This is a genomic window from Mesorhizobium sp. WSM4983, from assembly GCF_029625765.1.
Taxonomy (GTDB): Bacteria; Pseudomonadota; Alphaproteobacteria; order Rhizobiales; family Rhizobiaceae; genus Mesorhizobium.
In genome coordinates this window covers 1193660-1207139 of record NZ_JARTVM010000001.1, presented here as the reverse complement: position 1 = coordinate 1207139, position 13480 = coordinate 1193660, and the positions used below count along the sequence as shown (strand labels likewise).

Annotated in this window: 12 protein-coding genes and 1 pseudogene; all 13 read right to left on the bottom strand. The window is 64.0% G+C overall.

Going from position 1 to position 13480, the window contains the following annotated elements:
* The 13 genes and pseudogenes from P9254_RS05880 to P9254_RS05820 all read right to left on the bottom strand — a co-directional run bounded on the left by P9254_RS05880 (position 1) and on the right by P9254_RS05820 (position 13275).
* On the bottom strand, positions 1 to 804 hold the full coding sequence (locus P9254_RS05880; protein WP_095827599.1) for a sugar phosphate nucleotidyltransferase: 804 nt from the start codon (positions 802 to 804) through the stop codon (positions 1 to 3).
* Positions 804 to 1904 (bottom strand): CgeB family protein, encoded by a 1101-nt coding sequence (locus P9254_RS05875; protein WP_278054354.1) that lies wholly within the window; start codon positions 1902 to 1904, stop codon positions 804 to 806. The genes P9254_RS05880 and P9254_RS05875 overlap by 1 nt, the downstream gene beginning before the upstream one ends.
* Positions 1905 to 1917: 13 nt before the next feature.
* Positions 1918 to 2511, bottom strand: a complete 594-nt coding sequence (locus P9254_RS05870; RefSeq protein WP_278054352.1) for a histidine phosphatase family protein — start codon at positions 2509 to 2511, stop codon at positions 1918 to 1920.
* Positions 2508 to 3611, bottom strand: a complete 1104-nt coding sequence (locus tag P9254_RS05865; protein ID WP_278054351.1) for an inositol-3-phosphate synthase — start codon at positions 3609 to 3611, stop codon at positions 2508 to 2510. Before P9254_RS05865 ends, P9254_RS05870 begins: the two co-directional genes overlap by 4 nt.
* Positions 3612 to 3802: 191 nt before the next feature.
* Positions 3803 to 3961, bottom strand: a complete 159-nt coding sequence (locus P9254_RS05860; protein WP_066991972.1) for a DUF3309 domain-containing protein — start codon at positions 3959 to 3961, stop codon at positions 3803 to 3805.
* Between the two features lie 438 nt (positions 3962 to 4399).
* Positions 4400 to 5371 (bottom strand): annotated as a pseudogene (locus P9254_RS05855) (UDP-glucuronic acid decarboxylase family protein); the annotation flags it as partial.
* Between the two features lie 23 nt (positions 5372 to 5394).
* Positions 5395 to 6504 (bottom strand): CgeB family protein, encoded by a 1110-nt coding sequence (locus tag P9254_RS05850; RefSeq protein ID WP_278054349.1) that lies wholly within the window; start codon positions 6502 to 6504, stop codon positions 5395 to 5397.
* Positions 6501 to 7595: a CgeB family protein gene (locus tag P9254_RS05845; RefSeq protein ID WP_095826277.1), complete on the bottom strand. Its 1095-nt coding sequence runs from the start codon at positions 7593 to 7595 to the stop codon at positions 6501 to 6503. The genes P9254_RS05850 and P9254_RS05845 overlap by 4 nt, the downstream gene beginning before the upstream one ends.
* Positions 7592 to 8722, bottom strand: coding sequence for a CgeB family protein (locus P9254_RS05840; protein ID WP_127323618.1), 1131 nt, complete (start codon positions 8720 to 8722; stop codon positions 7592 to 7594). Before P9254_RS05840 ends, P9254_RS05845 begins: the two co-directional genes overlap by 4 nt.
* 2 nt (positions 8723 to 8724) lie before the next feature.
* A complete protein-coding gene (locus P9254_RS05835) occupies positions 8725 to 9825 on the bottom strand; it encodes a glycosyltransferase family 4 protein (RefSeq protein ID WP_278103872.1) in 1101 nt (366 codons plus the stop codon).
* Positions 9810 to 11102 (bottom strand): TIGR04295 family B12-binding domain-containing radical SAM protein, encoded by a 1293-nt coding sequence (locus P9254_RS05830; protein WP_095802770.1) that lies wholly within the window; start codon positions 11100 to 11102, stop codon positions 9810 to 9812. Before P9254_RS05830 ends, P9254_RS05835 begins: the two co-directional genes overlap by 16 nt.
* The gene (locus P9254_RS05825) at positions 11099 to 12172 is read right to left on the bottom strand and encodes an NAD-dependent epimerase/dehydratase family protein (protein ID WP_278054347.1); all 1074 of its coding nucleotides are present in this window, start codon (positions 12170 to 12172) and stop codon (positions 11099 to 11101) included. Before P9254_RS05825 ends, P9254_RS05830 begins: the two co-directional genes overlap by 4 nt.
* On the bottom strand, positions 12169 to 13275 hold the full coding sequence (locus P9254_RS05820) for an NAD-dependent epimerase/dehydratase family protein (protein ID WP_095826281.1): 1107 nt from the start codon (positions 13273 to 13275) through the stop codon (positions 12169 to 12171). The genes P9254_RS05825 and P9254_RS05820 overlap by 4 nt, the downstream gene beginning before the upstream one ends.
* Positions 13276 to 13480 lie beyond the last annotated feature (205 nt).

The following is a 13480-nucleotide window of genomic DNA, read 5'->3' as shown; positions in this document are numbered from 1 at the left end:
TCAGCCTCCTTCGCCTGGCAAGGATGGCACCTGCGAGCGGCTCGGCGGCACGAATATCGCTGTGTCTTCGTCTTCCGAGGCGTCGTTGTTTTCAAGCAGCCGGAGCGCCGTGCGGTAGCCGTTGAAGGTGCCGACATCGACATAGGCCGAGCCTGCCTTGACGCCCCAGGCTTCACCGCCGACGGCAAGGTAAGCATTGACCAGCGTTCCGAAATACTCGTCGCAGCCGTCCCGCTCGCGCCAAAGCGCCGCGAGCCGCTGAAAGGTGAAGCCCGGCATCTTGAACGCGCCCCAGACCCAGTCCGTGGCTGCGTCCTGCTGCTTGACCTGGATCTGCTCGACGCGGCCGTCCTGATCGACAACCACGGCGTCGAAAAGCTCGGGACGGTCTACAGGAAACAGCAGGAATGACAGCCGGTCGTCCGGCAGATGGCAGAAGCCGTCCTCGGGGAACCAGATCGTGTCCGGCAGACCGATCAGGACGGTCTCTTGCGGCGCGACGAGAGGGGCGGCGCGGAAGATCGCGTCGCAAAGACCGACGGGAGAGGGCTGGGCCACGAAAATCGCGGCCGCGCTGTCATAGCCGGCCGCATAGTATTCGAGGATATCGGACTTACCCGAACCGATGATGAAGCAGATCCTGTCGACGCCGTTGCGCACCATTCGGCGCACCAGATACTCGCTGACCGCGCACGGACGCTCGGTTTGCCCGTCCATCCGGCTGCCAACCGGGAGCAGTTCCTTGGAAAAACCCAGCGGTTGAATGCGGCTGCCGCGCCCCGCCGCAGGCACGATACCCAACATCAGACGGTTTCCTTCATCGGTTCGCTTGCTGGCGCGGTGGCGGCTTCGACCAGAATCCGGTCCAGTTCCGCGGCGCGGCGTGCGGATGTGTGTTCGTCGAGGACGCGTTCGCGGGCTCGGCGGCGCAAAGCCTCGAGCTCGCGGTCCGACAAACCGAGCGCGGCGACCACATCGTCGGTGGAATGTGCAAGCAGGATTTCGCTGCCGGGCTCGAAGAAGTCGTCCAGACCCGGCCAGTCGTCGGAAACGATGGCGGCGCCGCAGGCAGCCGCTTCGAACAGCCGGCCGGAGGGGCACCAGCCCTTGCGCGCCATGGCCTCGCGGGTGACATTCAGGGTGAGGCGTGACGAGCAGAAGAAGGCCGGATGATCGGCAGGCGGCAAATGCCTGACGAAGAAGATGTTGTCGCTCCACGGAAATTCCTGCGGATATTGAGCGCCGCCAATGACGAAACGGCGATCCGGCAGCCGGACAGCGGGCGCGACGAGCAGCTTCTCGACGCCGGCCTGGCGATCCGCGGCATAAGTGCCGAGGTAGGACAGATCGCCCGCAAACTCGGCCCTGGGCTTTGCCGGCCGATGACGCTCCGGATCGACATGGCCGTAGAGCGGCACGACGCGGCGCGCCCCCAGCATGGACTTGAGCGCACCGAGTGCCTCGCCGCCGGTGTAGCTCAGCACCAAATCGAAATCGCGAAGGCCTTCCGGACCGAAATAGGGGGGCTGCTCGCCCTGCTCGATGCGCGCGAGCGTCACCGCGGTGTCAAGATCATAGAACACCTTGAGCCCACGGCAATTCTCCTGCGCGAGGCGTGAGGCTTCAACAGCATCCGGGCAATAGGAGGTGACGATGACCGCGTCAGCCTGCCGGACCGCGATTGCCGCAGCCTGGGCAATATCATCCCATCCCGGATAGAGCACCACGTGGCCGCCATCGAGATGGGTGAGATCCCTTGCGCCGGCATAGTAGGGCATGTCGCGCTCAAAGAAGCTGATCGACCAGCCGAGTGGCGCCAGCGCGCGTATCAGCCCGCGCCAAAGCGTGGCATGTCCGTTTCCCCAGGAAGAGGTGACCGCGAGGCCGAAGATCACCATGCGCATCGGGCAGCTCCAGTCAGGCGATTTCGTTCAGGCGAATGAGCTTAGAGCCCCAGTCGCCATGGACGACGGTGGTGATCGAGGCAGGTTCGATGTCGAAGCGAAAACAGTCGCCGAGCTGAAGGCCAAGCACCTTGCACACCGCAGCCTTGATGACGTCCGCGTGACTGATCAGTGCAACGCATCGGTTTGGGGCCTGTTCGCGCAGCACGTCCATGAGGTCGACGATCCGCTGCTGGGTGTCCTGCATGGTCTCGCCGCTCGGTGTTCGGGCGCTCTGTCGCTGGTCGTTCCACATCCGCCAGGCGGCGTCATCGGCCAGCTCTTCGAATGTCTTGCCGGACCATGCGCCGAAATCGATCTCGTCCAATTCCTGGCAGATTCCGATCTGCTCGATATTGCAGGCGACAGCGATCGGTTTCGCGGTTTCCAAGGTGCGCTTGCGCGGGCTGCTGAAAATGGCCGCGAGCGGTTCCCTCGCCAGACGGCGGGCCAGACGCAGCGTCTGTGCCTGGCCGGTTTGGCCAAGATTGATATCCTGGCGGCCTGCCAAATAGCGGTCGACGTTGTCATACGCAGCATGCCGCACGAGGAAAATAGTCGTTGTCATTCCGCGGCGTCGAGCATCGGCTCGCCCCTACCGGCTATGAAGGCGAGGGTGCGCAGGCGGGCTTCGGCATCGGTGAACTGCTCCGGCGGAGACTTCATGAAATAACTGCAAGGCCCGGTGAGCGCCCCAGCGATACCGCGATCGAGCGCCAGCTTGGCGCAGCGCACCGCGTCGATGACCACTCCGGCGGAGTTGGGCGAATCCCAGACTTCCAGCTTGAGTTCGGCATTCAGCGGGACGCCGCCGAAGGTCGTGCCTTCGACCCGGATATAGGCCCATTTGCGGTCGGTGAGCCAAGGCACATGATCGCTGGGTCCGACATGGATGTTGCCGGGCTCGAGCGGTACATCGATCTGGCTGGTGACCGACTGCGTCTTGGAGATCTTTTTCGATTCCAGCCGCTCACGCTCCAGCATGTTGAGGAAGTCCGTGTTGCCGCCGAAGTTGAGCTGGTAGGTGCGGTCGATGCGCACCCCGCGCTCCCGAAACAGATTGGCGAGCAGCCGGTGAACGATGGTAGCGCCGACCTGGCTCTTGATGTCGTCTCCGATCAGGGGCAGGCCGCGCTCTTCGAAGCGGCGGCGCCATTCCGGCCGCGAAGCGATGAAGACCGGTATGCAGTTGACGAAAGCGCACCCGGTCGCCAACGCGCATTCGGCATAATAGCGGGTTGCCGCATCCGAGCCGACCGGCAGATAGGACACCAGCACCTCGGCCCCGCTTTCCCGAAGGCCTGCGGTCACGTCGGCGACCGGCTCATTCGCTTCCTCGATTTCATCGCGCAGATATTTGCCGATGCCGTCGAGTGTAGGTCCGCGTTGCACGCGCACGCCGATCGGCGCCACATCGGCAAAACGGAAGGTGTTGTTCGGGGCGTTGTAGATTGCTTCGGCCACATCGCGCCCGACCTTGCTCTTGGCGACGTCGAAGGCGCAGACGACCTCGATGTCTTCGACATGGTAGCCGCCGAGATCGGCATGCATCAGCCCGGGGATCGGCTCGTTGCTTTTTGCCTGACGATAATAGGTGAGGCCTTGCACTAGGGAGGATGCGCAATTGCCGATACCGACGATGCCGATGCGAACCTTTTTTGATGTCACGAAACCGCCGCCTCTATTGTTGAAGGTAAGTTCCTCGCGCCGAACTGTGACCGGTCAGGAATGTTCCTTGAGAGGTGGAAAATTCGCCGATGCGGTCGACGTTCAAGACTCCCCTTGCCGGGTTGTCTCCGAACGGCCAGCGCAGGACGCGACGTTCGGAGTGCGGCTAATCGAATCTCGCCCGCTCGGCCTCAAATCCGGCCCATGAGCGCCATGATCACCAGGATGACAAGTATGACGCCGAGCACGCCCGAAGGCCCATAGCCCCAGCCCGACGAATACGGCCAGGCCGGGATCGCGCCGATCAGCAACAAGATCAGGATAATAATGAGGATTGTGCCGAGACTCATATCGGGGTCCCCTTCATTGGCGAGGTGGACGTTCGGACCTCAGACTGCGGGGCTCATATGCTATTTGTTCGTCATTCATCTGAGGCGCTGGGGGCTCAGTCCAGCCCGCGCAGCATGTCAGCTTCCCGCTCGAGGATGGTTGCGACTTCTTCGCGTTGAAGATGCGTCATCATCAGGCTGACGCAACATTCGAGGTAGGTGATGGAGGCTCGTCGCAGGAAGGCGGCGGTTTCCGCGGCCGCCATCTGCTCGATGTCCTTGGCTGATCGCTTCGACTGCACGACTGCGTTCTCCGTGCCGGTTATCGGGCCCAACCAGAATCTCGGTCGGATGTTCCGCTTCGGTGAAAAGAACGCGGGACGCATCGGGATCCTGCGGGCTGCCGGTTTCCAATCCGTCTGCTCCGGACCTGTTGGTCGCGGCGGCGGGCGACACGGTCGCGCTGCCTTCGAGTTCGGCGAAGTAAACGACCGTTTGCAGCAGGCCCTGCCGGAGAGGTACCTTGGGGGCCCATCCGAGAAGCTCCTTCGCACGCGCTATGTCGGGGCGTCGCCGGCGGGGATCGTCTTCCGGCAAAGGCAGGAATTTCACGGGCGACCTGGTGCCGGTCAGTTCCCTCACCAGGCTCGCCAGTTCGAGGACGCTGAATTCCCCGGGGTTGCCAAGATTGATCGGCTGGCGCGGATTGGGCTCGATGTCCATGAGCCGCAGCAGGCCTTCGACCAGGTCGGTGACGTAGCAGAAGGATCGCGTCTGCCGGCCATCGCCGAATATCGTCATCGCCCGCTTTTCAAGTGCCTGCATGACCAGATTCGAGACGATGCGACCGTCGGCGGGGTCCATCCTTGGGCCATAAGTGTTGAAGATACGGGCGACACGTACGTCGGCCCGATCGGCCCGAAGATAGTCGAAGCAAAGCGTCTCCGCGGTGCGCTTGCCTTCGTCGTAGCAGGCGCGCGGGCCGGTGCAGTTCACATGGCCGAGATAGTCCTCACGCTGCGGATGCTGCTCGGGATCACCATACACTTCGCTGGTCGATGCCTGCAGGAAGCGTGCACCGTCGCGAACGGCAAGCTCGAGGAGATTGAGCGACCCGACCACGCAGGTGCGCGTGGTATGAACAGGATCGGCCTGGTAGCGGGGCGGTGACGCCGCGCATGCCAGGTTGAAGACACGGTCGACCGGTTCACCCAGTTCCAGCGGGCTGCAGATATCCTGCTCGATCAACCGGAAGCGCGATTGGCCGATAAGCGGCGTAATGTTCTCCATTCGGCCGGTGAGAAAGTTGTCGATGCAGATCACGCGATAGCCGATGCCAAACAGGGCCTCGCATAGGTGCGAACCGAGGAAACCGGCACCGCCGGCGACAAGCGCCGTCCGTGTCTGTTGGGCCTTTCTTGAACGCCGCATCTGTGTGTTCTCCTGTCTGCCTGTCATGCTGCACTTTCGACATCCAGATCGAGCACCGGACGTGTCTGCCTTGCCCGCGCCAGCATCGACGTGAACTCTCGTGCCCGAGCAACTCCGGTGTGTCTTTCCAGGACCAGCGAATGGGCCTGCCTGGCCATGCTGAGCCTGGCGCGGTCGGGCTGTCCCAGAAGAATTCCCGTCACATCATCTGCGCTGCCGGCCGTCTGTATCGCCGTAGCCGGAAAGAAACTGTCGAGGCCTGGCCAGCGATCGCTGATGATCGGCGTCCCGCACGCCGCTGCTTCGAAAAGCCGGACGCTGGGCGACCATCCGGCTTCGACCATCGAAGTGCGTGTCACATTCAGCGTGTAGCGCTGCCGGTTATAGAAGCCGGCATGCTCGGCCGGCGGCAGGTGCTCGATCCGCTCGACATTGTCGGGCCAGTCGATATCGTGCGGGTATTGCGAGCCCGCGACCACGAAGCGTCGATCCGGCAGTCGACGCGCAGGCTCGAGCAGAAGCGTTTCCAGGGTCTGCTGCCGATCCGGACTGTAGGTGCCGAGATAGCCTAGATCCCATTTGATCACATTTCGGTTTCGATGGTGCCGCTCGGGGTCGACGGAGCAATAGAGCGGTTCGGCCCGACGCGCGCCGAATTCGAGCTCCAGGCGATGGAGGGTCGGTCCGCCCGTGAAGGAGAAATAAAGGTTGAAATAGGGAACCTGCCGGCGGGCGAGATAGTCGCAGTCATCCTCGGCAACCCTGGCCAGCGTCACCGGCGTGTCGATGTCGTAGAAGCAGAATAGCCCGGTGCACAGCGACGCGAGGTCGTCGATGACCGCCCTGCCTTCAGGCACGAACGAGCCGATGACCACAACATCGGCTTGCTGAAGGTCTCGTTCATGGCTGCGACGAAGCTCCTGGACGGTGTCGTAATAGCGCAAGTCGCAATAATCGGGGTCGCGCAGGTCGCGGTGGTGCGCGTACCAGGGCACGTCGCGTTCGAAGAAGGTGACGCGATGGCCGAGCTCGTCGAGGCCCCGCAGCAGCCCCCGAAACGTCGTCGCATGGCCATTGCCCCAGGAAGAGGACAGAGAAAGACCCAGGAACACGATATCGAGTGCCTTCGTCATTCTGCGGCCTCCACGGTCTCGCGCTCGAAATGCGCCTTTAAGATTGCGTCAACCCGTTCAGCCCTCAGTGTGTAGGTGTGCTCGGCCAGAACACGCCGAAGCGCTGCCGCCCCGATCGCCTTTGCGCGCCCTGGTGTGAGCGTGCACATGATCTCGACAACGTCGGCGCCGTCTCGCGCCACCAGGATTTCCTCGCCAGGCGTAAGGAACAGCTCGACACCGGCCCAGGCGTCGGTGATGAGGCATGCACCGGCGCCGGCCGCCTCGAACACCCGCGTTGCCGGCGAAAAGCCGTTGCTGGCCATGCTGTCGCGGCTGATGTTCAGCACCGCCTTCGGCGTGACATTGAAGGCGTTATGGTCTCGAGTGCCGACATGGCCGAGCCAGGAGACATTCGCCGGCATCGGCTTGTCGCCCCAGCCTGATCCGCCGAGCAGGAACTTCTGGTCCTCCAGCGCACCGGCCGGCTCGAGGAAGAAGCCTTCCACGCGGGCCTCGCGATCCGGCAGGCGATTGCCGAGAAAGGCGAGATCGCAGGCGAAGCGGGAATCTCGGGCGACGGGGAAATGCGTCTCGGGATCGAGCGCGTTGTAGATCGGCACACATTCGGCGGCGCCAAGCGCCCTATAGTCCCACACGACGGGATCTCCGCCGCCATAGGTCAGCACGAGGGCGATCCTTTTGAGCTCCTCGTGGAGAGGATGGCCGGCATCGTTCCGCAATTCGCTGAGCGTCGCCGGGGCGTCGACGTCCCAGAACACCGTCAGCGCGTCATTGCGGGCGTGGTCGAGCACGGCGCGCAACAGCGCTTCGTCTTCGAAGCCCACACCGCTTGCCTTGACCACGATGTCGGCCTGCGCGGCGCAGCAAGCGACTTGCATCAGCGCATCCGGCGTCGCCTCGTAGACGACGACGTCGCACCAGTCGGGAACCTCGATGTCGCGGTGCTTCTGCCGGTCAAAGGCGTCCGGCTCGTAGAAGACGATGTCGTAACCGCGCCGGGAAAGTGCCTTCAGCAGGCCGCGATAATAGGTGGCGGCGCCGTTCCAATAGGACGACAGCAGGCTGGATCCGTAAAAGGCGATCTTCATGCGGCGGCCTCCCTTGTTGGCACCCCGTCAACCGCATGGCGATTGCCGCATGCGGCGAGTATGTCGAACAATTCGTCGGCGCGGCGCCGGCATGTGTGCCGTGCCAGGATGGTTTCCAGCCCGGCTGCCGCCAGAGCCTTCGCAAGCGCGGCGTCGTGCAGCACGTCGCGCAGGTGCTGGCGCATCTCGGAGCCGTCGCGGGCAAACAGAAAGTCCTTGCCGGGACGGAACAGCTCTTCCACGTCCGACCATGGCGCAGAGACGAGGGGAATGCCGCAGGCCAATGCCTCGAACATGCGGATCGTGGGAATGCCCGGCAGATGGTCCCGATAGGGTCGGCGCGGGATGTGCACCGTCACGCGATGCTGCGCGAACGCTTTCGGGACGTCGGCATTTGCGATCCAACCCTCGTGGCGCAAGCCGGCGTCGGCGAGCGCGGCCCGCGCCTGCGCTGGGTAGCGCACCCCGTGAACGGTTCCCGACAGGCCAAGCTCGCGTGCCGGCGCGACGAGGAACTCGTGGATTTCGGCGCTGCGTTCGTCGTCGCCCCAGTTGCCGACCCAGACCAGATCCGATACGGCGTCGACTTCGGGAGAGGGTTTGAACAACCGTTCGTCCGCTGCTTCATGCCAGGTGAAAGCCCGTCGGCCCCAGCCGGCGCGAAGGTAGCTCTCCCGCAACGCCTCGCCGAAGACCAAGACGCCGTCATAGTGCTCCAGGTTCAGTGCCGAGATCGACTGCGTCGCCGACACGGCGCGGTGATGCGTGTCGTGAAACAGCAGCGTGAACTTGCCGCCGTTGAGCTTGGCCCGCCCGATCCGCGCCACAAGATCTGGATCGGTCCATTCATGGACGATCACCACATCCGCCTTCGCAATCCAGGCCTCGTGATCGAAGGACGCATCGTAGGTCACCGGCATCAGCTCGGGAAAATCCTTCCGGAAGCGCTCGACGGCGAAGGAGCCTTGCTCGGCCAGAAGGTTCGAACGACTCCAACCGTCCGCGGGTTCGAGCGCGAGGGCGTGGTGTCCGTTCGCAACAAGCTCGCGCATGATGCCGCGCTGGAAATGCGCATTGCCATGGTTCCAATCGGAAACGACGGAATGGGTGTAGAATACGAAATGCATGGTCAGCGCCCTGCGACGGCCATCGCCGCACGATCGTAGATTTCACTCATCGCGACCGCCTGCGCCTGCGGCGAAAATTTGCGCGCGCGACGGACGGCGCGCCGGCCAAGCTGGCGCCGCAAATTTTCGTCGCGGGAGAGGTGGGCGATGCATCCGGCAAGCGCATGCGGATCGCGCGTGTCGAAGAACATGGCCGCGCCGTCCCAGAGTTCGCGATAGGTCGCGATGTCGGCGAGGACCAGCGGCGCGCCCGAGAGCGCGGCTTCCAGAGCGGCAAGCCCGAAGGGCTCGTAGATCGATGGCGAAACGAAAATGCCAGCGCGCGCCATCCGCTGACGCACTTGGGCATGGCCGATCGAGCCGAGCGCGACGCAATGATCGAGACGCGCCATCTGCCCGTCCGGCCCGCCGCGCGGGCCGGCGGCATGGACTGGCCATTCGGTTATGGCAGCCGCGGCATCCAGCACCGCCGCGTTCTTTCCTTGATCCCACCAGCGGGCGGCGGCCAGGACGAAAGGCTCGCGGCGCGAGGCGACCGGGCCGGGAAGAGCACTGTTGTGGACGACACTTAGCCGCGCGACCGGCCCGTAGCAGGCCTCAAGCATGTCGGCGTGGCTTCGGCTGGGTGCCACCACAATATCGGCGCGATTGAAACCGGCCCGGTTGCGGTCTTTCTGCCAGGCCCAGGCATCGGTCGGCACCTGACCGCGCACGGCATGCAGCCACGTCACGACGCAGGAATGCGAGACCACGAGGATGGGGCAGGGCAGATCGACCTCGGCCGCCTGGGCCGGAGCGTTAAGATGAACGAGGTCCGCGGCATAGGCCGTCGCAAGCTCCCGAAGCTCGCCGGGCAGGCCGTCGAGATCGCTCTCGTTGCGCGTCATCCAGTCCGGAGGGGTCTCGAGCCATGCGAGCGTCGCGAAGGATTGCGCCTCTTGTGCCTGCTCCCGAGAAGGCCGAGGCCCTAGCCCGGCCAGCACGACGCTGTCCCCTCGGTTGGTGAGCTCGCGCGCCAGGTCGAGCGAATATCGCCAGACGCCACCGACGGAGTCGGTGGTCATCAGGATGCGCCGCGGGCGATGGATCAATGATTGCAGCATGAGGACTCCAATTCGGCCAGCGCGCGCGGGCGCTGGTCCTGGATGTCGCTGAACGTCCGGAACGAAGCCAGATAGTGCTCATGCGCGCGCTCCCAGGCGAAATCGTCGGGTTCGCCCCACAGCTCGCGGTAACTTGGCGAGCTCGGATAGGGATAGAGCGGCACCGGCTCGTTGGCCCAGACGCCGTTGTCGATGAGGTGCTTGCGCCAATACTCCACCAGGGCCGGATCGTCCTCGACCACGCCGATCAGATTGGCTTGGACGAAAGGAACATGGCGGCGGGCATCGACCAGCAGCGCGGCCAATTCCTCGGTGCCCAGCCGACAGCGCTTGGCCAGCATCTCGCGGCCTTCGACGGTCAGGCTTTCCAGGCCAGCTTCGATCGAGACGCAGCCGGCCTCGCCCAACAATTCCAGCAACTCCGGTTTCCAGAGGTCGATGCGCGTCTGAACGCCGAATTGGATATCGCGGTCGACAAGGGCCTCGAGCAGCGCCTTCTGGGGCAGGAAAATCTCGTCGATGAAGTAGATGTAGCCGACGCCCTGGGCCATCAGACCGTCGATCTCGGCGACGACCGCGTCGTGGTTCCTGCGGCGGTAGGCGTCGCGAAAATCGATCTTGGCGCAGAAGCTGCAATTATAGGGGCAACCCCGCGAAGCTTCCACCTCTGCACCGGCGCCCTTCTGGTCCGCGTCGAACCGATGATGGTGGTGCGAATGGGCCGCAATCCAATCGGACGGCCAATGAAGTGCCGGGTGGTCGACGAAGCGGCTGACGCTCACGCCACCGTTGCAGGCCAGCACGCCGCTCTCGAGCCGCGCCGTGTGAGGGACGGCGCTCCATTCGCCGCGCCCGGCAAGCTCCGCCACCACCTCCTCGCATTCGCCGCGCACGACGACATCGACGCCAAGCTTGCGCAGGGTAGGGGCCGGCGTCGCCGAGCCATGCGGCCCGACGGCGGCGGTGCGCCCGCCGCGCCCGGCGAGATGCTTCAGGAATTCTGCCGGCACCCGCAGCTCCGGCGGCGCGCAGCGCCAGAACAGATAGGTCGGCGCGGTGGTCACGACGGTCATGTCCGGCGCGAACGCCGCCACGCGCTCGGCAAGTTCCGCGTTGTCGAGATGCTGCAACTGCCCGTCCAGCATCAGCACGCTGTGGCCGTCGGTCTCCAAGAGCGCTTTGCAGTAGCCAAGCTCCAGGGGCAGATGCGGCTGGCGGCAGCCGAAATAGATGCTGTGTTCATACGTCCAACGTGGATTGACCAGTGCGACTTTCATGCGACGTACCTCGCCACTTCAGCGTGCGGCTGAAGACGGTGCCGCAACAGCCAGCCGGCAAGGTCGCTGATGCCTTCGCGCCACGGGACATGCGCCCGCCAGCCAAGCGCGGCCTCTATCTTGCGGGTATCGGCGATGAAGAAGGGCTGGTCGCCGGTGCGTTCGAGATCCTGCCGCACCACGATGTCGCGGCCGGTCATGATGGCGATCTCCGACAGGAGCGAGCGCAGGCTGACGGCATTCCGCGGTCCGCCGCCAAGATTGAACGCCTGTCCCGTGAGGTCTTCGATCCTGGCCAGCACTCCGCGATAGGCGGCAACCGCGTCGGACACATGCAGGATGTCGCGCACCTGCTTGCCGTCGCCATAGACGGTGATGGGCCGGCCGCTGAGCGCGCTGAGGAGGAAATGGGCGACCCAGCCCTGGTCCTCGGTGCCGAACTGGCGCGGTCCATAGATGCAGCTCATGCGCAGCACCGCCGTCGGCAGGCCATAGGACTTGGCATAATCAAGGACATACTGGTCCGCAGCGCCCTTGGAGCAGCCATAGGGCGTGCAGAAATGGAGCCCGATCGTCTCGTCGACGCCATTGGCGCGGATGGCTTCGTCGCAAGGCTCGTAACGGTCGTCCGTTTCCTGCACCGCGAGCTGGGGCAAGCTGCCGTAGACCTTGTTAGTGCTGGCGAAGATTACCGGGGCGCTCACCTGGCGCGCCGCCTCAAGCACGTTGAAGGTGCCTTTGAGATTGATGTCGAGGTCCTCCGCGGGATCGATCAGGCTCGTGGTCACGGCGGTCTGGGCGGCCAGATGGAAGATCGCTCTTGCTGGCGTCAGCACGGAGGCCAGTCTGGCTTGGTCGCGCACGTCTACGGTTTCAACTCTAAGATCGCTGCCGTGCTTTTGCGCCAGCCATTCGAGGTTCTGCTCGACGCCGGCTCGGCTGAGATTGTCGATGACCAGAACGGGCTCGCCATCCGACAACAGGCTGTCGGCGAGGTTTGAGCCTATGAAGCCGCTGCCGCCGATGACGGCCACCGGCGCTTTGCCAAGGCCGCGATGCCGCTCACTCATGACACCAGCCCCCGCTCTTCAAGTTCGCGCTTCATGTCAGCGCCGCGGTCGATGACGACGGTGTTGCGAACCCAGGCCGCGAATTCACCGAGGGAGTTCTCAAGCCGATGGCTCGGCTCGAAGCCAAGCAGCTCGCGCGCCTTGGCAATGTCGGCAAAGCAGTTGCGGATGTCGCCGGAGCGCGCCTTGCCGAGGATTTCGGGCGGCCGCTTCGGAACGCCCATCGCTTCTGCAAGCAATCGAGCGACCTCGCTGATGGTGTAGGACCGTCCGCTGCCGATATTGATCGCGTGGCCGGCTGCCTGGCGTTGCTCCAGCGCCAGCCGGAAAGCCCGGGCGACATCGCGCACATGGACGAAGTCGCGCTTTTGCTCGCCGTCCTCGAAGATCATCGGCCGCTTGCCGTTGGCGAGCCGCGAAGCGAAGTTGGCAAGCACGCCGGTGTAGGGATTTGCGAGCGCTTGACCGGCGCCGAAGACGTTGAACAGGCGCAATGCCACCGCATCCACGTCATAAGCCTGACCGAAGATCAGCACCGCGCGTTCCTGCGCATATTTGGTCAGCGCGTAGATCGAAGCGAGGTCAGGACGTTTCTCCTCGTCGGTCGGAATCGGCGACAGCGCTTCGCCGGCAGCCGACAGCGGGTCCCATTGGCCGATCCTGATGTCGCTTGGCTTGCGATGGGCATCGTGGATACGCCGCCCGTCTGGTGTCTTGTAGAGGCCTTCGCCGTAGATGCTCATCGACGATGCGACGACAATGCGTTCGACTGGTTTCTTGATCAACGCCTCGAGCAGGGTCGCGGTGCCGAGATCGTTGGTGCCGACATATCGGGCGATCTCGTACATGGATTGGCCGACGCCGACCTCGGCAGCGAGGTGGATGACGGTGTCGACATCCGCTACCGCGTCGGCGACCGCGTCTCGATCACGTACATCTCCCCGTATCAGCTCGGCGCCAGCTGGAATGCTGACGGCTTCATTGCCGTGCACTTGGTCCAAGAGTGCGTCCAGGACACGGACCTCGTAGCCATGCTCGATGAGTTCCTGGGCGACATGCCGGCCAATGAAACCGCAGCCTCCCGTAACCAGGACACGTTTCACGAGAACTCCTTGCCGAGTTAGCGTTGGGGCCGATTTAGCGTTGGGGCCGATTTAGCGTTGGGCTCCCGAACTTCGGGACAAAAGGTTTGTTCCCTGCTTCATCAAAGTTCCCTCGTGGCGAAGCTGTCGGCGGGTCGCCCGCATGCCCGGGAACATTGCCCTTTGCGCGCTGTTAGGGCCGCTCACCGACGTGCGGCGAGAAAGG

Bases quoted from the DNA above. Each gene is read 5' to 3' on its own strand.
- P9254_RS05880 (WP_095827599.1), bottom strand. From the start codon at position 804: ATGTTGGGTATCGTGCCTGCGGCGGGGCGCGGCAGCCGCATTCAACCG.
- P9254_RS05875 (WP_278054354.1), bottom strand. From the start codon at position 1,904: ATGCGCATGGTGATCTTCGGCCTCGCGGTCACCTCTTCCTGGGGAAAC.
- P9254_RS05870 (WP_278054352.1), bottom strand. From the start codon at position 2,511: ATGACAACGACTATTTTCCTCGTGCGGCATGCTGCGTATGACAACGTC.
- P9254_RS05860 (WP_066991972.1), bottom strand. From the start codon at position 3,961: ATGAGTCTCGGCACAATCCTCATTATTATCCTGATCTTGTTGCTGATC.
- P9254_RS05850 (WP_278054349.1), bottom strand. From the start codon at position 6,504: ATGACGAAGGCACTCGATATCGTGTTCCTGGGTCTTTCTCTGTCCTCT.
- P9254_RS05845 (WP_095826277.1), bottom strand. From the start codon at position 7,595: ATGAAGATCGCCTTTTACGGATCCAGCCTGCTGTCGTCCTATTGGAAC.
- P9254_RS05840 (WP_127323618.1), bottom strand. From the start codon at position 8,722: ATGCATTTCGTATTCTACACCCATTCCGTCGTTTCCGATTGGAACCAT.
- P9254_RS05835 (WP_278103872.1), bottom strand. From the start codon at position 9,825: ATGCTGCAATCATTGATCCATCGCCCGCGGCGCATCCTGATGACCACC.
- P9254_RS05830 (WP_095802770.1), bottom strand. From the start codon at position 11,102: ATGAAAGTCGCACTGGTCAATCCACGTTGGACGTATGAACACAGCATC.
- P9254_RS05825 (WP_278054347.1), bottom strand. From the start codon at position 12,172: ATGAGTGAGCGGCATCGCGGCCTTGGCAAAGCGCCGGTGGCCGTCATC.